Source organism: Janthinobacterium sp. GW460-12-1-14-LB5 (assembly GCF_059423585.1).
The window spans coordinates 14,917-32,850 of record NZ_JBWKYD010000029.1; the positions used below are offsets into that span (position 1 = coordinate 14,917).

21 protein-coding genes are annotated in these 17,934 nt (G+C 65.5%); 1 reads left to right on the top strand and 20 read right to left on the bottom strand.

Annotation, left to right across the window (positions count from 1 at the left end; genetic code table 11):
* Positions 1 to 4: 4 nt before the first annotated feature.
* From AC07X6_RS24355 to AC07X6_RS24450, 20 genes are all read right to left on the bottom strand, one after another.
* Positions 5 to 1,372 carry a TadA family conjugal transfer-associated ATPase gene (locus AC07X6_RS24355; RefSeq protein ID WP_230541212.1) on the bottom strand — a complete coding sequence of 456 codons (1,368 nt, stop codon included), beginning with the start codon at positions 1,370 to 1,372 and terminating at the stop codon, positions 5 to 7.
* Between the two features lie 38 nt (positions 1,373 to 1,410).
* Positions 1,411 to 2,562 (bottom strand): CpaE/TadZ family protein, encoded by a 1,152-nt coding sequence (locus AC07X6_RS24360; RefSeq protein WP_230541211.1) that lies wholly within the window; start codon positions 2,560 to 2,562, stop codon positions 1,411 to 1,413.
* 23 nt (positions 2,563 to 2,585) lie between these two features.
* Positions 2,586 to 3,104 (bottom strand): TadE/TadG family type IV pilus assembly protein, encoded by a 519-nt coding sequence (locus AC07X6_RS24365; protein ID WP_494792657.1) that lies wholly within the window; start codon positions 3,102 to 3,104, stop codon positions 2,586 to 2,588.
* A 10-nt stretch (positions 3,105 to 3,114) separates the two neighbouring features.
* Complete coding sequence (locus AC07X6_RS24370; RefSeq protein ID WP_494792658.1) at positions 3,115 to 3,582, bottom strand: TadE/TadG family type IV pilus assembly protein; 468 nt, start codon at positions 3,580 to 3,582, stop codon at positions 3,115 to 3,117.
* Positions 3,583 to 3,589: 7 nt separating this feature from the next.
* Positions 3,590 to 5,140, bottom strand: coding sequence for a pilus assembly protein TadG-related protein (locus tag AC07X6_RS24375; protein WP_494792659.1), 1,551 nt, complete (start codon positions 5,138 to 5,140; stop codon positions 3,590 to 3,592).
* A 46-nt stretch (positions 5,141 to 5,186) separates the two neighbouring features.
* Positions 5,187 to 5,465, bottom strand: a complete 279-nt coding sequence (locus tag AC07X6_RS24380; protein ID WP_494792660.1) for a pilus assembly protein — start codon at positions 5,463 to 5,465, stop codon at positions 5,187 to 5,189.
* A gap of 9 nt (positions 5,466 to 5,474) precedes the next feature.
* Positions 5,475 to 7,061, bottom strand: coding sequence for a type II and III secretion system protein family protein (locus AC07X6_RS24385; RefSeq protein ID WP_494792661.1), 1,587 nt, complete (start codon positions 7,059 to 7,061; stop codon positions 5,475 to 5,477).
* Positions 7,062 to 7,083: 22 nt separating this feature from the next.
* Entirely contained in the window at positions 7,084 to 7,932 is an 849-nt protein-coding gene (cpaB, locus tag AC07X6_RS24390) for a Flp pilus assembly protein CpaB (RefSeq protein ID WP_152259249.1), read from the bottom strand.
* Positions 7,929 to 9,275, bottom strand: coding sequence for a DUF8689 domain-containing protein (locus AC07X6_RS24395; RefSeq protein ID WP_494792662.1), 1,347 nt, complete (start codon positions 9,273 to 9,275; stop codon positions 7,929 to 7,931). Before AC07X6_RS24395 ends, cpaB begins: the two co-directional genes overlap by 4 nt.
* 31 nt (positions 9,276 to 9,306) lie before the next feature.
* Positions 9,307 to 9,927 (bottom strand): methyltransferase family protein, encoded by a 621-nt coding sequence (locus AC07X6_RS24400; RefSeq protein WP_230541205.1) that lies wholly within the window; start codon positions 9,925 to 9,927, stop codon positions 9,307 to 9,309.
* Positions 9,928 to 9,962: 35 nt separating this feature from the next.
* Positions 9,963 to 10,550, bottom strand: a complete 588-nt coding sequence (locus AC07X6_RS24405; RefSeq protein ID WP_494792663.1) for an A24 family peptidase — start codon at positions 10,548 to 10,550, stop codon at positions 9,963 to 9,965.
* Positions 10,547 to 11,617 (bottom strand): phosphatase PAP2 family protein, encoded by a 1,071-nt coding sequence (locus AC07X6_RS24410; protein WP_494792664.1) that lies wholly within the window; start codon positions 11,615 to 11,617, stop codon positions 10,547 to 10,549. Before AC07X6_RS24410 ends, AC07X6_RS24405 begins: the two co-directional genes overlap by 4 nt.
* On the bottom strand, positions 11,614 to 11,787 hold the full coding sequence (locus AC07X6_RS24415; RefSeq protein WP_230541202.1) for a Flp family type IVb pilin: 174 nt from the start codon (positions 11,785 to 11,787) through the stop codon (positions 11,614 to 11,616). The genes AC07X6_RS24410 and AC07X6_RS24415 overlap by 4 nt, the downstream gene beginning before the upstream one ends.
* Positions 11,788 to 11,882: 95 nt before the next feature.
* Positions 11,883 to 12,056: a Flp family type IVb pilin gene (locus tag AC07X6_RS24420; protein ID WP_230541201.1), complete on the bottom strand. Its 174-nt coding sequence runs from the start codon at positions 12,054 to 12,056 to the stop codon at positions 11,883 to 11,885.
* 83 nt (positions 12,057 to 12,139) lie between these two features.
* On the bottom strand, positions 12,140 to 12,286 hold the full coding sequence (locus tag AC07X6_RS24425) for a hypothetical protein (protein WP_158300249.1): 147 nt from the start codon (positions 12,284 to 12,286) through the stop codon (positions 12,140 to 12,142).
* A 255-nt stretch (positions 12,287 to 12,541) separates the two neighbouring features.
* Complete coding sequence (locus AC07X6_RS24430) at positions 12,542 to 13,243, bottom strand: response regulator (protein ID WP_230541200.1); 702 nt, start codon at positions 13,241 to 13,243, stop codon at positions 12,542 to 12,544.
* The gene (locus tag AC07X6_RS24435) at positions 13,240 to 14,907 is read right to left on the bottom strand and encodes a sensor histidine kinase (protein WP_230541199.1); all 1,668 of its coding nucleotides are present in this window, start codon (positions 14,905 to 14,907) and stop codon (positions 13,240 to 13,242) included. Before AC07X6_RS24435 ends, AC07X6_RS24430 begins: the two co-directional genes overlap by 4 nt.
* A 149-nt stretch (positions 14,908 to 15,056) precedes the next feature.
* Positions 15,057 to 16,028, bottom strand: a complete 972-nt coding sequence (locus AC07X6_RS24440) for a sensor domain-containing diguanylate cyclase (RefSeq protein ID WP_230541198.1) — start codon at positions 16,026 to 16,028, stop codon at positions 15,057 to 15,059.
* Positions 16,029 to 16,033: 5 nt separating this feature from the next.
* Positions 16,034 to 16,660: a chemotaxis protein CheC gene (locus AC07X6_RS24445; RefSeq protein ID WP_230541197.1), complete on the bottom strand. Its 627-nt coding sequence runs from the start codon at positions 16,658 to 16,660 to the stop codon at positions 16,034 to 16,036.
* 2 nt (positions 16,661 to 16,662) lie between these two features.
* Positions 16,663 to 17,031, bottom strand: a complete 369-nt coding sequence (locus tag AC07X6_RS24450; RefSeq protein ID WP_230541196.1) for a response regulator — start codon at positions 17,029 to 17,031, stop codon at positions 16,663 to 16,665.
* Between the two features lie 206 nt (positions 17,032 to 17,237).
* On the opposite strand from AC07X6_RS24450, the gene rpiA reads away from it, so the two are divergent.
* The gene (gene rpiA / locus AC07X6_RS24455; RefSeq protein ID WP_494792665.1) at positions 17,238 to 17,915 is read left to right on the top strand and encodes a ribose-5-phosphate isomerase RpiA; all 678 of its coding nucleotides are present in this window, start codon (positions 17,238 to 17,240) and stop codon (positions 17,913 to 17,915) included.
* The last annotated feature ends 19 nt before the right edge of the window (positions 17,916 to 17,934 follow it).

The following is a 17,934-nucleotide window of genomic DNA, read 5'->3' on the forward strand; positions in this document are numbered from 1 at the left end:
CCCCTTAATGGTACTGGCGGGCGGGATCGAACAGGGTTTCCGGCAGGCTGATGCCGAAGGCGCGCAGGCGTTCCAGGAAATGCGGCCGCACGCCGCTGGCATGGAAATGTCCCTGCACCGTGCCATCCTCGCCGATGCCCGTCTGGCGGAATGTGAAGATTTCCTGCATGGTGATCATCTCGCCCTCCATGCCCGTGATTTCCTGGATCGAAATGATCTTGCGCTTGCCGTCCGTCAGGCGCGCCACCTGCACCACCACGCTGATGGCGGAACTGATCTGCTGGCGCATGGCCTTCACGGGCAGGCCCGCCGAGGCCATGCTGATCATGTTTTCCAGCCGCGTCAGCGCGTCGCGCGGGGTGTTCGCGTGGATGGTGGCCATCGACCCTTCGTGGCCCGTGTTCATGGCGCCCAGCATGTCGAGCGCCTCGGCGCCGCGCACCTCGCCCAGGATGATGCGGTCGGGGCGCATGCGCAGCGCGTTGCGCACCAGCGCCCGCTGCGTCACTTCGCCCTTGCCCTCGATGTTCGCCGGCCGCGTTTCCAGGCGTACCACGTGCGGCTGCTGCATCTGCAGTTCGGCCGCATCCTCGATGGTGACGATGCGTTCGGCCGTGCTGATGAAGCCGGAAATCGCATTGAGCATGGTGGTCTTGCCGCTGCCCGTGCCGCCCGAGATCAGGATGTTGACCTTGGCCTTGCCCAGCGCCTGCAGGGTGGTGCTCATTTCCTCCGTCAGGCTGTGCTTGAGCATCAGGTCGGCCAGGCGCAGGGGCTGGGCCGAGAAGCGCCGGATCGACATCACGGGGCCGTCGATGGCCAGCGGCGGGATGATGGCGTTCACGCGCGAGCCGTCGGGCAGGCGCGCATCGACCATGGGGCTCGATTCGTCGATGCGCCGGCCCACGCGCGAGACGATCTTGTCGATGATCTTCATCAGGTGGGCGTCGTCGGTAAAGCAGATGTCGCTCAGCTCCAGGCGGCCGTGGCGCTCGACGTACACCTGGCGGTAGGTGTTGACGAGAATATCGGACACGCCGGGATCGGCCAGCAGCGGTTCGAGCGGGCCGAAGCCGAGCACTTCGTCCTGGATGTCGCGGATCAGCGAGCGCCGTTCCAGCTCGTTGATCACCACATTGTCTTCCGTGAGCACCTCGCTGACGAGGATTTTCAGCTCTTCGCGGATCTGTTCGCGCGACAGGCGCTGCATGCCCTCCAGGTCGACGCGGTCGAGCAGCGCCTGGTGCGTGCGGTGCTTGAGTTGCTGGTAGCTCTGGCTGGCGGCGCCCTGGTGCGCGGCATCGTCGTTCAGGCTGGCGTCATCCTGGGCATAGCCCAGGCGGTCCCGCAGGGTGAGTTTTTCGGCAGTCATGGTCGGTCTCCGGTGTATGGGGGTATCTGGTTGGAACCTCAGGCACGCGCCAGCAGCCGCGCCACCCAGCCTTGCGCGGCCGGCGGGGTTTCGCCGGCCAGGCTGGCGGCCAGCTCCTGCAGGGCGCGCGAAACGGGATTGTGCGGGGCCAGCTTGAGGATGGGCACGCCCTGGCTGACGGAGGCCGCCACCGCCTCGTAGTGGTTGGGGATGGACTTGTAGACGTGCTTGCCATACGCTGCTTCCAGGTCGGCGACGCGGATGCTGTCGCTGCTGGCATAGCGGTTCAGGATCAGGCGGATCTTGTCTTCGCGGTAGCCGAGGCCGCGGAACACGTCGAGCAGGCGCTTGCCGTCGCGCACGTACGGCAAGGTTGCCTGCAGCACGGGGAAGATCAGGTCGGCCCGGTCCAGCGCGCGCACGCTGACGGCATCGAGGCCGCGTCCGACGTCGAGCAGGATGTAGTCGTATTGGCTGCGCGCCAGGCTCAGCAGACGGTCGATATGGTCCGCTTCGATGTCGGCCGCGTGGGCGGGATCGTCGGCGGCGGCCAGCACGCTGTAGGCGGGCGTGATCTGGATCATGCTGGCGTTCAGCAGCGAGGCGTCGAGGCGCACGATTTGCTGCGACAGCTGCGACAGGGTGGTGGCCGGCTTGTGGTCCGAGACGAACAGGGCGGCATCGCCGAACTGCAGGTTCAGGTCGAACAGCGCCACCTTGCGCTGTTCGCCGGCGGCCAGCGCGTAGCCGAGGTTGGCGGCGATGAAAGTGGCGCCGCTGCCGCCCTTGCACGAGACGAAGGCCAGCACCTGGCCCTTGCGCGTGACCTGCTTCTGCAGCTTGTCCTCGATGCGGCGCAGGGCGGCGCACAGGGCCGCGTCGTCGTCGGGCTGCAGCACTTCGCGCACGCCGGCGCGCATCGAGCGCAGCAGGAATTGCGGACTTTGCTGCGGACATTGCACGATGATGGCCAGGTTCGGATGGCGCCCGCCCAGCAGCTCCAGCCGTTCCAGTTCCGCCTCGCCCGTCTGCTCCTGCTCCAGCAGCAGCAGGTCGGGCGTGACGCCGTTGTCGAACACATCCGGTATGCTCGCCAGCAGCGCGACGCGGTCGGCCGCGCTGCGTTCGCGCAGCAAACGGGTGAGCCGTTTGAGCTGGGCTTCATTCTTCGAGACGATGACGATATTCACTTGGTACTCCCTGGTAAAGGCGTTCAGTTGATCTGGAAGCCCAGGCTTTCGGCGTGCATGACCACCACCGAGGCCGGCACGGCGATATTCAGAAAGCCGAACAGGCTGACCATCGGCGTATAGCTGACGTTGTCGATCGACACGCGCACGCTGTCGATGCAGCTGGCCGTGCGCGTGATGTCGCCGCAGGCCGACAGGTTGTCGCCCGGGTCAGTCGGCGGCAAGGTCACTTCGGCGCCGCTCTTGTTCAGGTAGCTGATGGTGATGTTCGCGGCCGTCAGTTCCGGCGCGGCCGGCAGGGCCGTGCCGCCGAACAGGGCCAGGGTCTTGATGGCGGCGGTCTGGTCGATCCAGCGCACCACCGCTTCGCGCGCGGCGCGGCGGCTCACTTCCTGCACCGTGTTGTACAGGAACAGCATGCGGCCGAATTCCAGGATGCCGAACAGCAGCGTGAAAAACAGCAGCGCCACCAGGGCGAATTCAACGGCGGCGGCGCCGCGCTGGCGGCCGGCCCGGGGGGCAAGTGGAAGGCGGTGGCGCATGGCGTTCTCCTTACAGCATGTAGCGCATGGTGGTGCGCGGCGAGAGCGGCGTGGCATAGCTGCTGGCCGCGCCGATCACGAAGGGCAGGTACTGGCCCACCGACAGCGTGTAGTTGACGACTTCGACGCGGATGCCGCCCGGCGCCGTGCCATCGGTGCAGCTGCTGTCGTTGAACGCCGCGTCCAGGCAGGTGACCGTCACGTTGGCCGTGGTGAAGTCGCTGATGCCGGCGCTGACGGCCGCGTCGGCCACCGTCTGTTTGGCGGCAGGCACGCCCTGCGAGGCGATGCTGGCCTTGGCCTTGACGGACATGTTGCGCGCCGCGTCGCGCGTCGCCTTGGTCAGCGCGTCGTAGTACCAGAAGGCGCGGCCGAAGCCGAAGATGCCGGCCAGCAGGGTGACCAGCAGGGCCAGCACGATGCCGAATTCGACGGCGGCGCCGCCGCGCTGGCGGGGATGGGAAAGGGGGATGCGCATGGCCGCCTCACTTGTAGAGTTTGATTTCGGAATTCGGCACGGGCTCGATCAGGCCTGCGAACTCGACGTCGAGGCGCTTGGTGCCGCCGCTGAAATCGGCCTTCATCGTCATGAAGAACTTGCCGATACCCACCGCGTTGATGCTGCCGCACGAGGCCGGCCCTACTGGCGCCGTGCGGCAATCGACCAGCACCACGTTGAGGATGCGCCGGTTGCGCTGGCCCGGATGGCCCGCCGACGGCGCCTGGAACGTGGGGCCGCTGGTCTGGTTGTACGGCGAAGGCGGCGTACTGGCAGGAAAGCCGGCGCCGGGGCTGACGGGATAGCTGGCCGTGTCGAAGTAATTTGCCTTGGCCGTGCTGTACATGGGGTTGGCGTTGCCGTCCGCGACGCTATACGCCGTGCCTGCCTTGGCCGGCGTGGCGCCATTGCTTTGGTAGGCGGGGCCGTAGGACCACAGCACGCCGTAGCCGGCGAACTGGGCGAACGTGGCCGAGGGCACGGGCACGCTGCCCGCCGATGGCAGCTGGTAATTCGGCTTGTTGCCGGCCAGGCTGACCGGCTGCTGGCTGGGCAAGGTGCTGGCGCCCGGCTGCATCCAGCCCGTGGGCGGCGAGTTGGCGGCCGTGGCGGCGCAGGGGGACGCGCCGCCCACGCACGGATATTCCTTGATGTTGGTGTCGGGCGGCGCCGTTGCGGGGTCGCACACGGAGGGGCCGCCGTAGTCGTCGAAGCGTGAATTGAGCGAGGCGGCCAGCGAGGCCGTCATGCCCGTGTTCGTGTAGACCTGGCCCGTGCCGCTGGTGATGACGGCGCTGCTGCCCGTGCACATGAACGGCGCGGTGGAGGCGGCGCTCGAATGCGAGGCGCTGCAGCTGCCGGGCGGTGCGTCGACGGGGTTGATCAGGTAGGGATCGGACGGGCCGCCCAGCGGATTGAGGCCGAACAGGTTGTAGGTGACGCCGCGGCGAAAGCCGAATTCCACCAGCTCCGTCAGGCCGCTGCCGGCGGGCGCGGCCGGATACGTGTATTGCGCCGTCTTGTTGGCCGGATCGACGGCGCATACGCCGATCGGCGTGACGTCGTTGACGAAGCGCCCCGCCACGGCCACGCCCGAGGTGCTGGTACTGGCGATGCCGGCAATGCCCATCAGGTAGGTGGCGAAGGTCTTGCTGCCCGTGTCGACGCGGATGAAGGTCTGGCCTTGCGGGCTGGTGCGGGCGCTGGCGCCGGATGACCAGGGACCGTCCGGACTGGGGCCGAACTCGATGTTGGCAGCCGTCAGGGTCAGTGCGGTGGAAAAATCGTAGCGGTTCTTTTGCGCGATGGCGATGGCCTTGGCCTGCGCATTGTCGATGCCGGCGGCGCTTTGATTGAGTTCCACGGCGCCGGCCAGGGCGGCGCTGTCGGCGCCGTTCTGCAGTTCGCTCTTGGCGATGTACAGGTGGCCCAGGTCCAGCACCAGGCCGCCCATGGCAAACAGCACCACCAGGGTCAGTCCCAGCACGATGGCGATCGCGCCTTGCTGCCTGTCGTGCCTGCGGAATGCGGTTTTCATGGACGTCTCCTGGTGGCCTGGGGGGAATTCATCGTGGGGCTGGCACCTACTGGCGCCCGCCCACGCCGATGGCGAAGACATTGACTTGCGGTTCCGGCGCGCTGAACGATTTCTGATAGCGCTGGTAGGCGCTGGCGCCGGCCTTGCCATCGATGCCGCTGACGGGATTGGTATTGCGGTAGGCGTCCGGGTGGATGATCTGTTGCGCCTTGAGCAGGGCCACCGATTCGCCAAAGTGGGAATCGAGCACGGGCGTGGTGGTGGCGGCGCAGCCGGCCAGCAGGCATAACAGGGCGGCGCCCGGCAGGCAATGTACGGTTTTCATGGTGTTCTCCTATTTGAGGTCGAAGCCGGCGGCAGGCTGGGGCGCGGCCGCTTGCGGCTGCATGGGCGCTGCTGGCGCTGCGGGGGTGGGCGCAGTGCCTTCCATTTTTCCCTGCATGAACATGTCGCCGCGCGTCGGCTGGATGTACTCGTCGGTGGGCAGCTTGTAGTCGGGCGGCAGCGGCTTGACCAGGTGCGGCGTGATGATGAAGACCAGTTCCGAACGGTCCGTCTGGAAGTCCGTGCTGCGGAACAGGGCGCCCAGCACGGGCACTTCGCCCAGGCCCGGCAAGGCCTTGATATTGCTGGTCACATTGTTCTTGATCAAGCCGCCGATGGCGAAGCTCTGGCCGTCGAATAGCTGCACCGTGGTGGTGGCGCGCCGCGTCGTGAACGAGGGCAGGATGGCCGTCGCCGAGATGCCGGTGGCGGTGATGCCGATGCCGTCCTTGTTCAGGTCCGACACTTCCGGCGCCACCTTCAGATTGATGCGTCCCCCTTCGAGCACGGTGGGCGTGAATTTCACGGCCACGCCGAACTCCTTCTCTTCCAGCGTGATGGTGGGCACGCCGTTGTTGTTGGTCTGGCTGACGGGGATGAAGATTTTGCCGCCGGCCAGGAAGCTCGCCTCCTGGCCGCTGATGGCCATGATGTTCGGTTCGGCCAGCACCTTGATCAGGCCATCGCGCTTTTGCGCGTCGAGGCTGAAGAAGTTGTTCTTGCTGGCGCCGCTCAAGCCGCTGGGATTGTTGCTGAGCAGGCTGGACAGGAACGAATAAGACCAGCTGCCGATGGTCTTGTTGATGCCCAGGCTGGCGCCCAGCTGGTCGACCAGCACCTTCGACACTTCGGCCACCTTCACTTCCAGCATCACCTGCTGCGGCGCGGCGATCGACAGCAGGTTGATCACGCGCGGCATGGCCGCATCCGGCGTTGCGGCGGGCGCCGGGGCGGCGCCGGCGGCAGGCGCCGCGGCACCGGCGCTGGCCGCGCCGCTGCGGGCGCTGCGCTGCACATAGGCGTTGGCCAGCGACAGGGCCTGGTCGGCCTTGACGGCGTCGCTGACCATGCCCGACAGGATCAGGGTGTCGCCTGCCACCGTGACGTGGATTTTTTCGTTCGGCAGCAGTTCGGCCATGCGTGCCTGCAGGCTGCTGCTGTCGATGCCGACGGCCAGGTCGATGATGGTGGCGTCATTGCTCTTGTTCCACAGGATCAGGTTGGTGGTGCCGACGGAACGCCCCAGCAGGTACACCTCGTTGGGATTGAGCAGGATGACGTCGGCGATGCGCGGGTCGCCGACGGACATGCGGCTGGCGGCGAACGGCAGGCGCATCAGGGTCGACTTGCCTTCGGCCAGGCTCATTTGCGGCGCCATCTCGGTGCGGCCGGCGCGCGATTCGCTTTGCGGCGGCGTGGACTTGGGACGGACGGCCGCCCGGCTGCTCCTGGCGGCGCCCGCTTCGGCAGCGGCGGCGGTAGCGGCCGTGGCGGCGACTGGCTCGGCGTGCGCCCGGGGCGCCAGGGCGCCGATGGCGGCGATGGCAAGCGCCAGGCGCAGGCCCCGGATGCCGCTTGCTGTGCGATATGTACTCATGGCTAGGCTCCTCTGGTGCAGGTTAGAATTGTTGGGAGCTGCGTTCCAGCCCCTTGATGACATCGACGCGGGGACCGGCCTGTGGCGCAGGTGCGGCGGCAGGACGGCGGCGTGGGAGCGGCTTGGCTTGCACCATGGCGGCGGGTGCTGCCACGGCGACTTTTTCATCGAGCAGGCTGGATTTGGTGGCGCCTTCCGTGTTGACGGGCTTGTCCTCGACCTGGTTGCGCAGCACCAGCGACAGGGTGCCCACGCTGCGCGCCAGGTCGAGTTTTTCCGCCTGTTCCGGCGTCAGCTCCAGGGTCACCGCGTTGACCACCTTGGGCTTGGTGTCGTCGCGGTTCGATTCCTGGGCGATGGCCAGCACGAGTATGCGTTCGAGCACGATCTTGGAAATGTTCGGATCGCGGTCCGGCGTCTTGCGGGCGCCTTCGCCCTGGGTGTTGACGAGGATGTCGACGAAGTTGCCGGGCAGGGCGAAGCCGGCCACGCCCACCACATCGTTGACGCGCACGGTCATGGCGCGCTTGCCCTCGGCGACGACGGCCGACAGGCCGCCTTGCGTGCCGGGAGGCGCCAGCTTGCCTTCCATGATCGGTTCGCCGTGCTGGATGCTGGTGCGCGTGACGCGCGTTTCCAGCAGCTTCGGATCGTTGATGGCGCCCGGCGGCAGCGCGTTCGATGGCCAGTCCACCATGCGCACCATGTCGGGCGTCAGGCGTGCCCCCAGGCTGATGTCGACCTGGGCCACGGCCACCTTGTTGATGTTGCCCGAGGCTTGGGCATTGATCCAGCGCGCGGCCACGATGACCGCGGCGAACGCCAGGATGACCGCAATGGCCATCATCGTCAGAGCGCGTGCGTTTCTCATTTTGCTTCCCCTTTGTGCTGGACCGCTGCCGGTCCGTTATGTGTGCTTGCAAGGTCGTCATCGCTGCCGAAATAGTTTTTCCATGCCCACAGCAGCACTTCCGGAGACAGCTGCGCCGCGTGGTCTTCATAGCGCGCCTGGTCGCAGACCTGCGCCAGGATGTCGCGCGGATAGCAGGCCAGCAAGGGCCGCTGGTACTGGCTGTGCAGGTACAGCAGATAGGTGTAGGCCGCTTCGTCGAAATTGATGCCCAGCTGGGCGCAGGTGCTGCGGAACACGGCCAGGTAGTGGTAGGCGCTCAACGGGCCCACGTGGATCTTGTAGCCGATGCGGCGCAGGAAGGAGTCGTCGGCCAGCTGCTGCGGCGCCAGGTTCGACGAGAACACGACGATGACGTCGAAAGGCACGGGGAACTTGTACCCCGTGTGCAGCGACAGGTAGTCGATATGCCGCGCCATCGGCACGATCCAGCGGTTCATCAGTTCCACGGGCGAGCAGCGCTGGCGGCCCAGGTCATCGATGATGAAGATGCCGTTGTTGGCCTTCAGGTGCGGCGGCGCCTGGTACAAGCGGGTGCCCTGGTCGAATTGCAGGTCCAGCATGTCGAGCGTCAGCTCGCCGCCCGTCAGCACGGCGGGGCGCTCGGCGCGCACCCAGCGGGGGTCGGATGGCACGGGGCCTTTGCTTGACAGGGTGTGCAGCATGGGGTCGAGGAAGGGCAGCACTTCGCCGTCGACCATCACGGCATGCGGCAGGGCGATGGCGCCGCTGAGCAAGCCGTTCAGGCGCTCGGCCAGGTAGCTCTTGCCGCTGCCGGCGGGGCCGTGGAAGAACAGGGCGCGCCCGGAATTCATGGCCGCGCCCAGCTGGTCTAGCACGGACGAACTGGCCACCACGTCGCGGAATTCGCGCTGCACGTCGTCGCGCGTGACGTGCATGTCGGCCACGCTTTGCGCCAGCACCTGGTTGCTGTAATCGGCCAGGGTGACGGGCGCGGGACCGCTGTAGGCATTGCGGCGCATGTATTCGGCGGCGCGCAGGCGGCCCTGGTCGCCCAGCAGGTAATACAGGTCGGCGTCGGTGCCGCTGCCGCCGTTGCGGCGCGCTTCGCACAGCTTTTCGGCGCGCATGAAGGTGAGCAGCGGTTCGAGCACGCCGGCGCCCAGTTTCACATGCGTCGACAGTGCGGGCAGGCCGATCTGGCCGCGCAGGAAAAGGATCTTCACCAGCAGTTCGACCAGGAACAGGAAGGGCAATCCCGTTTCCTCGACCGTGCGTGGCGCGCGCTTGGCCGCCGGTTCGACGCCGCCGCCGTCGCTGCGTTCTGGATAGGTGTCAGGCATGATGGATACTCCTCGTTCGGGTGGCCGGTGATCAGAAGATGAAGGGCAGCAGGCGGTACTTCACCTGCCGCATGTAGACGCGATAGCGCACGTCGGTGGACAGGAAGCGTTCTTCGCGCAGCAAACGCGCCACCATCATGCTCATCGTCGCAACATAGGTGACGGTGTTGGCGGGCGAGGTATTGGCCAGCAGGTAGCCGCTCAGCGAAATCAGGTAGCTGGCATACAGGGGATGGCGTATCACGCGGTACACGCCGCCCGTCTTGATCTCGCGCTGCGCCGCCACCAGGCCGAAGCTGCGGTTCAGCGACAGCAGGCCGGCGATCTGCAGCAGGCTGCCGACGGCCAGCAGGTAGCGCGCGCCGGGCCAGATGGCCATGTCGGCGGGGGACAGAAGGAAGGGGGCGAAGGTGGCGCCGATGGCCAGCAGCCAGTCGCCCGCATCGGTGGAGACGCTGACGGGGGCCGAGCGCACGATGAAGAACAGGGCGGCCAGGGTTTCGGCGGCGCAGAACAGCAGATAGCTCCAGTCGCCGCTGTGCAGGAATCCCACCACGTGGGCACTGGCAAACAGCGCCCACAGGCAAGCCATGGTGATGCTGGTGAACAGGCTGGCGCGGCGCGAGTGGCAGAGGGTGGCGATGGTGTCCATGGTCAGTTCCTGGGGTGGCGGGCAGGCGGCGCGTTTCAGCGCAGACTCCACAGATGGTTGTATTGCAGGAATAGCTGCAAGCCGGTGCCGCTGGCGATGGCGAAGGCGTAGGCCAGCTTGCCGGTGGCCGGCGGCGGTTCGGCGATCGTGGCGGCGCCGCCGGCAAGGCTGTGCAGCAGCGCGCCCAGCATCATGTGATAGGTGTTTTTCAGCACCTGGTGCAGGCGCTGGCCGGCCAGCGCGGCGGCCAGGGCCAGCACGCCGCCGCACAGGAAGGTCAGCAGGGCCGCTTCGAGCACGGCGTCGGGGCCGAGGAAGGCGCCGCACATGGCCATCAGCTTGACGTCGCCGGCGCCCAGGGCGCGCAGCAGGTACATGGGCAGCAGCAGGGCCAGTCCGGCGGCGGCGCCGGCCAGCGCCTGCAGCAGTCCCAGGCCGCCGAAGGAGGCGTCGAACAGGCCGGCGCCGGATGGCACGAAGCCGTTGAGGATCAGTCCCGCCAGCGTGCCCCACAGCACCAGGCGGTTCGGGATGCGGCGCGTGCGCAGGTCGTGCCACAGGGCGCTGGCGAGCAAGGTGGCCAGCACGGCCAGGCACAGCAGCATGGGCAGGTGGGCGTTCATGATGGCAGTCCTTCCTTGCTCATGCAGGGCACCGTGGCCAGGTGCATGGCGGGTGCGGCGGCCTGGCTGCCCAGCAGCCGTCCCACCAGGCGCCATACCAGCGCCGCGCCGGCCGCGCCCACATAGCCGTCGAGCGCATAGTGCCAGCCCAGGTGGATGGAGCCGAGCAGGATCAGCACGGCGAAGGCGGACAGGGCGATCCCGGCGGCGCGGCTGACTCTCCAGCCCATCATGGCCATCAGCACGGACGTGGCCACATGCATGCTGGGCATGGCGGAGATGCCCAGCTCGCCGTTCGCGCCCTTGCTTTGATAACCCTGCCACAGCATGTCCTGCACCTGCAGGGCCCAGACGGGGACGTGCTGGTTGGCGTCATGCAGGTAGGCCATCAGCGGCGCATACGGGTCGCTGGCGTGCAGGTGGCCGTAGTAGCAGGGGCCGACCGAGGCAAACAGCACGGCCAGGATGCTGCCGAGGGCGATCCAGGTCAGCGCAAAGCTGAGCAGGAACTGCATGCGCAGCAGCGGGCGGCGCGTATCGAGGATGAGCCAGTACAGGATGGCGTAAAACAGGAAGAACCAGAAGTGGTAGTTGAAGTTGAGCAGGCCCGTGATCAGCGGGTGGCCCAGCAGCGGCTGCAGCCTTTCCCAGGGGGCCATGCCGCCATGCAGCGCCATGTCCCAGGCGGACAGGCTGGCATCCCAGGTGTAGGGATGCAGGCGCGGGATGGCGGCCTTGAAGACGGTGAAGCTGGAGGCGAAGATGGGGATCAAGAGCATGGCCGGCAGCGCGTGCAGCAGGCGCTCGTTGCTCAGGTAGCGGCGCAGATCGTGGTACAGATAGTGGCACAGGCGGTGCGGGCGTTTCGTCACCATGACGTGGATGGTGTAGCCGCACAGGATGAAGACGGGGCCCGTGAGGATGGCCACGAGGAAGCCGGCCAGCACGTTGAGGGCGTCCGAGGCGCTGGGCAGGCTGCCGGCCAGCAGCGCCGCCGCGGCGGCGTACGGCAGCACGATCAGCAGCAGGGCGCGGTGGGTGCGCAGCGAGGCGCGCAGGGTGTTCATGACAGGGCCAGGACCACCTGGTCCTTGACGTAGACAAACAGCAGCTTGACCTGGTCGCCGAGCAGGGTGATCGTGAGCACCAGCACTGCCGCTATCAGGCCCGCCAGCAGCGCGTATTCGATCGCCGTGACGGCCGACTCGTCGGATAAACGGCGGAAGAGAGATTTCACGATGGGCCTCGCTATGCGTTCGTCAAGGTGGGCGTGCCGGGAATGTGGGGCAGCGTAGTCCGGGCTGGCGCTGGGCCGGCCCGGACAGCACCGCGTCAGGCATTGGCGGTGGTGAGCTTGGAGCCGATGGTGCTGAAGGTTTTTTTCAGCTGCGTGCCGACGATGGTGACGGCGGCGATGATCACCACGGCAATCAGGGCAGCGATCAGGCCATACTCAATTGCGGTGACGCCATCTTCTTCGCGGATAAAGTTTTTGATGAGGTTCATGACAACTCCTGGTGGTGGTTAAGGTACAGCGGTGGGTAAAACGGCATTGCAGTGTTGCTTTCTGGTGCTTTGACCTGGCGGGGTCATGGGCTCTCGCCCAGTGCCAGCAGTCCGATGATGCAGACCACCGCCATGAGGGCCGCCACCAGGGCATAGCGGTAGAACGCAGCCTTTTCCTTGCCCTGCAAATAGGTGATCAGGGCTGTCGGAAGGAACTTGTCAAAGCGCATGCTGTGCTCCGTGTCGTGGTGGGCCGCGCGGTGATTTGCACTCCGGTAAATCCACTATAGAAGTCGGCACATTGATCTACATCAGAAGAACATCCTTTTATTGCAAGGAGGAACTGCTTGTTTTTTTCGTGACAATTGTCATGGTCGAGCTGGACGCGCGGGGGCGTGCCCAGGCTGGCCATTGAGGCCGCTGGCGTCGCTGCAGGGAGGGGGAGGCGCGCGGCGAGGCAGGCGCCGCGCGGTGCTGCGGTGGTGTCAGGCGCCGGGCGGCAATTGGCCCAGCTGGTGCTTGGTGGCGTAGGCGTACAGCTCCAGGCGGTTGTACACGCCCAGCTTGCGGTAGATCGAGGTCAGGTGATTGCGCAAGGTATGTTCGGAGATGAACAGCTGGTCCGCCAGCAGCTTGGCCGGCGTGCCGCTGCCGTGCACCAGCGCGGCGATGATCTTGCGTTCCTTGATGGTCAGGCTGGCGACGGCGATGGCTTGCGCCGAGCCGCCGCCCGGCTGGGTCAGCTGCGTCAGCATGCGTCCCAGCATCGCGTGCTCCAGCCACAGTTCGCCGTGATACACCTTTTCGATGGCCTTGAGCACCATTTCCGCCGGCGCATCCTTGCTGACGATGCCGCGCGCGCCTTTGAGCACCGTCTGGTCCAGGATGGCCTGGTCGTGGCTGGCCGTCAGCACCAGCACGCGCGTGCTGCCGCATTGCGCCAGCGCGGGCAGGATGGCCAGCGAGCTGATGCCCCCCAGGTCCAGGTCCAGCACGATCACATCCGGTTGCAGCGCCTTCGCCAGTTCCAGCGCCTCGGCGCTGTCGGACGCCGTGGCGACCACGCGCATGCCCGAGTGTTCGCCGCCGATCAGCCGCTCCAGGCCCCACAGCATGGTCTTGTGATCGTCCACCAGCATGACGCTGATGGTATGGCTGGGCGGTGGCATGGCACGACTGTCATTCATATGGGGATCTCGATTTGCACGGAAGTGTTGCCCAACATGCTATGCGTGACGCGGGCCGTGCCGCCCAGGGCGGCGGCGCGCTCGGCCAGCGAGTCGGGCAGGAAGTCGGGTACGTGCGCGGCCGCGCATTCGTTGTCTATGCTGATGTGCAACGCGCCCTGCACGCAGGTCAGCTTGACGGCGCCATGGCGCGCCGACGTATGCTTGCGGATATTGCTCATGCCCTCGTTGACGATCTGGAACACCTCGGCCGCCAGGCGGTCGTTGATGTGCAGGTCGCCTTCGATATGCAGGGCGATGTCGATGCCGTAGAACTCGCGGATTTGCGTGGCCTGGCGGCGCAGCGCCACCAGCAGTTCCGGCTCGCTTTGCACCTGGCCATTCTTGAACGTGCGCGCGTAGCTGCGCAGGTCGGTGATCACCTGGCCCGACATGAGGATCAGCTTTTCCAGCTCGGGCAGCAGCGGGTTGCCCGGCGTGGCTTCGTTGCGCAGGGCGGCCAGGCCGTGGCGCAAGCCGATGTACGGCTGGATGGCCGTGTCATGCAGGTCGCGCGCGATCTTTTCGCGCTCGCGCGAGGCCGCCTGCGACGCCAGGCGGTCGAGCAGGTCGATATTTTCAATGACGGGAAACGCTTGCGCGCCGATATGGCTGAGAAACAGGGCATCCGTCTTGCTCATGCTCGTGGCGGACACGACAAAGATGCGTCCCTTGCCATTGCGCAAGGGCAGCGGCGCGCTGATGAATGCATGCGCTTCGAGCAGTTCGGCCAGGCGGGCGCCGGCCGCATCGTCATGCCGCAGCCAGCGCCCGCTGTCGGGATCGAGCATGCGCGCGCCGCCCGTCCACGGCAGCCAGCGGCCGGCGGGCTGGTTGTACAGCGCGATTTTATCGAGCGGAAAAGCAAGCAGGGGGCTGGCCGCGTCGTCGCTGAGGAGCGAACTGGTATGCACGACGCCCGTGCCCGTATAAATCACGCTGCGCAGCGACCAGACCCGCGAGCCCTTGTCCTGCATGATCAGCAGGCAACTGCGGCCATTGAAATAACTGCGGGTCTTTTCCAGCACCGAGGTGATGGTCTGGTCGACGCCGAAACGGGGATTGGACAGCTGGCTGACGTCGCGCAGCAGCGCCAGGTGGCTGCGCTGGGTGATGGCCGAACCGCCCCAGTAGGCGATCATGTAGCCGAGCGCCAGCAGGAAGGTGGTGCGCAGCAGCAGGCGCGACAGTTCCGCATCCGTTTCGCCGAACAGGGCGGTGGCGGCGAACAGGCCGGCCGAGGCCAGGGTGACGCGCGCACCTTCCTCGAAGCCCCGCTGGAACGAGGAGGTCAGGATGGCAAAGAAAAAAAACAGGAAGAATAAATTGTTGTGGCTGCTGGTGGAAAACACGATCAGCGCATACCAGGCCACGTCCAGCCAGTACAGCAGGATGTCCTGCGGCAGGCTGAAACCCAGCAGGGCCAGCAGGTAGAGCAGCAGGCTGTGCAGGGTGTACGCGGAAAAGATCAGCCAGGTGATCTTGCTCAGCTTGCCGGCGCTTTCGGGGTCGATGAACAGGGTCAGCAAGGTAGCGCTCGACAGCAGCAGGCGCATGCCGTTCACCATGGTCGTATCCATGCCGGCACCCGGCAAGCCGGATCTGAGGGGAGGGTCGAGATTCACAAGCGCTCCTGGCCGTGCCCCGCATGGGCGGGCCGCGCAGGGATAGATACCACAGATAAATTCTTGTTGTTGTTGCTGCAATCAGTAACGAGTCTACGCACACGCCGTAAAGATGTCTACTGGAATCCTTTGCCCTGCGTTGCTTTTTTTTACAGCGGCTGCACCATCACGCGGTTGCGCCCGGCACCCTTGGCCAGGTACAGGGCGCGGTCGGCGGCGCCGATCAGGGCGGAGATGGCCAGCGGCTGCTGCGGGTGCTGCGTGGCGATGCCGATGCTGACCGTGACGTGCTTGACGTCGTTGCCCGTCTTGGCATGCGGAATGCGCAAGTCGGCCGCCCGCTGGCGGATCGCCTCGGCCATGCTCAGCGCTTGCTCGGCCTCCGTGTCGGGCAGGATGGCGGCAAACTCTTCGCCGCCATAGCGCGCCAGCAGGTCGGTGGGGCGCTGCAGCATGGCGGCCAGTTCGGCCGCCACGCGGATCAGGCAATCGTCGCCCTGCTGGTGGCCGTAGTGGTCGTTGTAATCCTTGAAGTGGTCGATGTCGATCATCAGCAGCGACAACGGGCTGCTGGTACGCGTGGCGCGCCGCATTTCCTTTTCGATGGCCACGTCGAAGTGGCGGCGGTTGGCGATGCCCGTCAAGCCATCGGAAAAGGTTTGCGAGCGCAAGACCATGGTCTGTTCGCGCAGCAGCTTTTCGCGGCCCACGGCGATGGTGACATCATTGATCTGGATCAGGCAGTGGCGCGGCGAAGCGGGTAAATTGATCGGTGTGACGGCGATCGCCTGCTGCATGCGTTCCTCGCCGTCGTTGCCACCTGCGGTCGCGCCATGCGTGTACAGGGCAAACGGCGCCTTGTGCAGCGTTTGCGACAGCAGCGACTGGAAATTGTCGCGCAGGGCCTGGGTGATGGCCGAATCGATGCGCTTGTGCCGCAGTTCCGGAAAGACGGCGAAAAAATCCTGGCCCAGCACGGCGTTCGCCTGACAGGCCGAGTGGCGCGCCATCCAGTTATTCCACAGCACGATGCGGTGCTGCTCATCGAGCACGATGGCGCCCAGGTTCACGGCGCCGAGTATGCTCTCGAGCAGGGCAAGTCGGTGTAAGGCATCCGGCATGATCGTCACGCCTGTCCCAGAACCTTGGCCAGGTAGCGGCTGACCTGCTGCTTCAGGTCGTGCAAGGCGGACAGGTCGAGCACGAATGCCACATAGCCATGGATCTGGTGCTTGGACAGCACGAAGTCGATATGCAGCATCAGCACGACGGCCTCGTCATCCTGGCCGCCGAACGAGGACAGGATTTCCGCGCTGGTGCCCACGTGGTACAGAGGCAGCGAACCATGCAGTTCGCTGTCGAACAGGTTGGCCAGGGTTCCGACGCAGGAATTGAGGATGATGTTGCCGATCTCGCTCATCGCTTCCTGTTCCATCTCCGTCAGTTCCTGCAGCGGCATGGCGTCGCCCACCATCAGGCGCACGATTTCCAGGCTCTTATCTTCGGGAAACATCAGGATGGCTTCGGTGGCGAAGGCGCCATCGTAATGCTGGCTGACGCCGCAGATGCGATCGCCATCCTTCTTGCTTCCCAGCAAGGCGGCCGCGTCGGCACGGTTCAGGAAGGTGATCGACGGCACCGACATGGTGACTTCTTCATTCACGATCTCGCTCATGGCCGCCGCCGCATGGCCCACCCCGATGTTGAATATCTCTACCAAGGCATCGTTTTCGAGTTCGGAGAGATTGACCATGCTCACAGTCCCAGGGAATCGATCAGCTGGTGGATGCGCGTTTCCGTGATCGGTTTTTCCATGAAGCCGACTTTCATTTCGCTGGCGCGGTTGCGGGTTGCGTTCTGCACATTGGCCGTGACGAGAATGATGTGCGTCTGCGGGCACAGCGCGCGCAATTGTTCCGCCGCTGCGATGCCGCCCATGCCGGGCATGTTGACATCCAGTAGTATCAGCACAGGGGTAACGGTCTTGACTTTTTCCAGGGCTTCCTCACCCGTCGCCGCCTCAATCACTTGCCAGTCGGCATGTTTGCTGAGGATGAACTGATGCGACATCAAACGTGAAACCCGGCTGTCATCGACAACAAGTACCTGCTTACTGTGATTCATGTGCTATTCCTGAAACGTCATATCGGTCAATCGTTCCATTTTCGCATATTTTAGAGGGCATAGAGTGTAATTGGGTGCGCAATTGCCCTAGGGCAAGGTTTTCCCGTTTGCCTGTTGTATTGAGTCGCCCCATCGGTCATGATGGCCGGCTGGCCGGGCTGGCAATCCGTTAAAATAGCGCCATTCCTCACTTTAGCCTGAATGCCATGACCCAAGACGAATTGAAGCAAGCCGTAGCCCGCGCCGCCATTGACTATGTAGTCGATGGTGAAATCATCGGTGTCGGTACCGGCTCCACCGCCAACTTTTTCATCGATGAACTGGCCAAGATCAAGGACCGCATCAAAGGCACGGTTGCGTCGTCCGAAGCGACGGCCGCGCGCCTGGCAGGCCATGGGATTCCCGTCTTCGACCTCAACGACGTCGAGTCGATCGCCGTCTACATCGACGGCGCCGATGAAATCACGGCCAGCGGCGCCATGATCAAGGGCGGCGGCGCGGCATTGACGCGCGAGAAGATTGTTGCTTCCGTAGCGAAACAGTTCGTCTGCATCGCCGACGGCTCCAAGCTGGTCGAGACCCTCGGTGCCTTCCCGCTGCCGGTGGAAGTGGTGCCGATGGCGCGCGCCGCCGTCTCGCGCCGGCTGGCCGCGCTGGGCGGCACGCCCCGCTTGCGCCTGAAGGCCGCCAGCACCGAAGCGTTTATTACCGACAACGGCGGCGAAATCATCGACGTCGTGGGCTTGCAGATTGCCGACCCGGTGGCGCTGGAGCAGCAGATCAACCAGATCGTCGGCGTCATCGCCGTCGGCCTGTTCGCCGTGCGCGGCGCCAACGTTTGCCTGCTGGGCATGCCGGAAGGCGTGCGTACGCTGGCCTACTAAGACGATAGCCGGCGTTTGC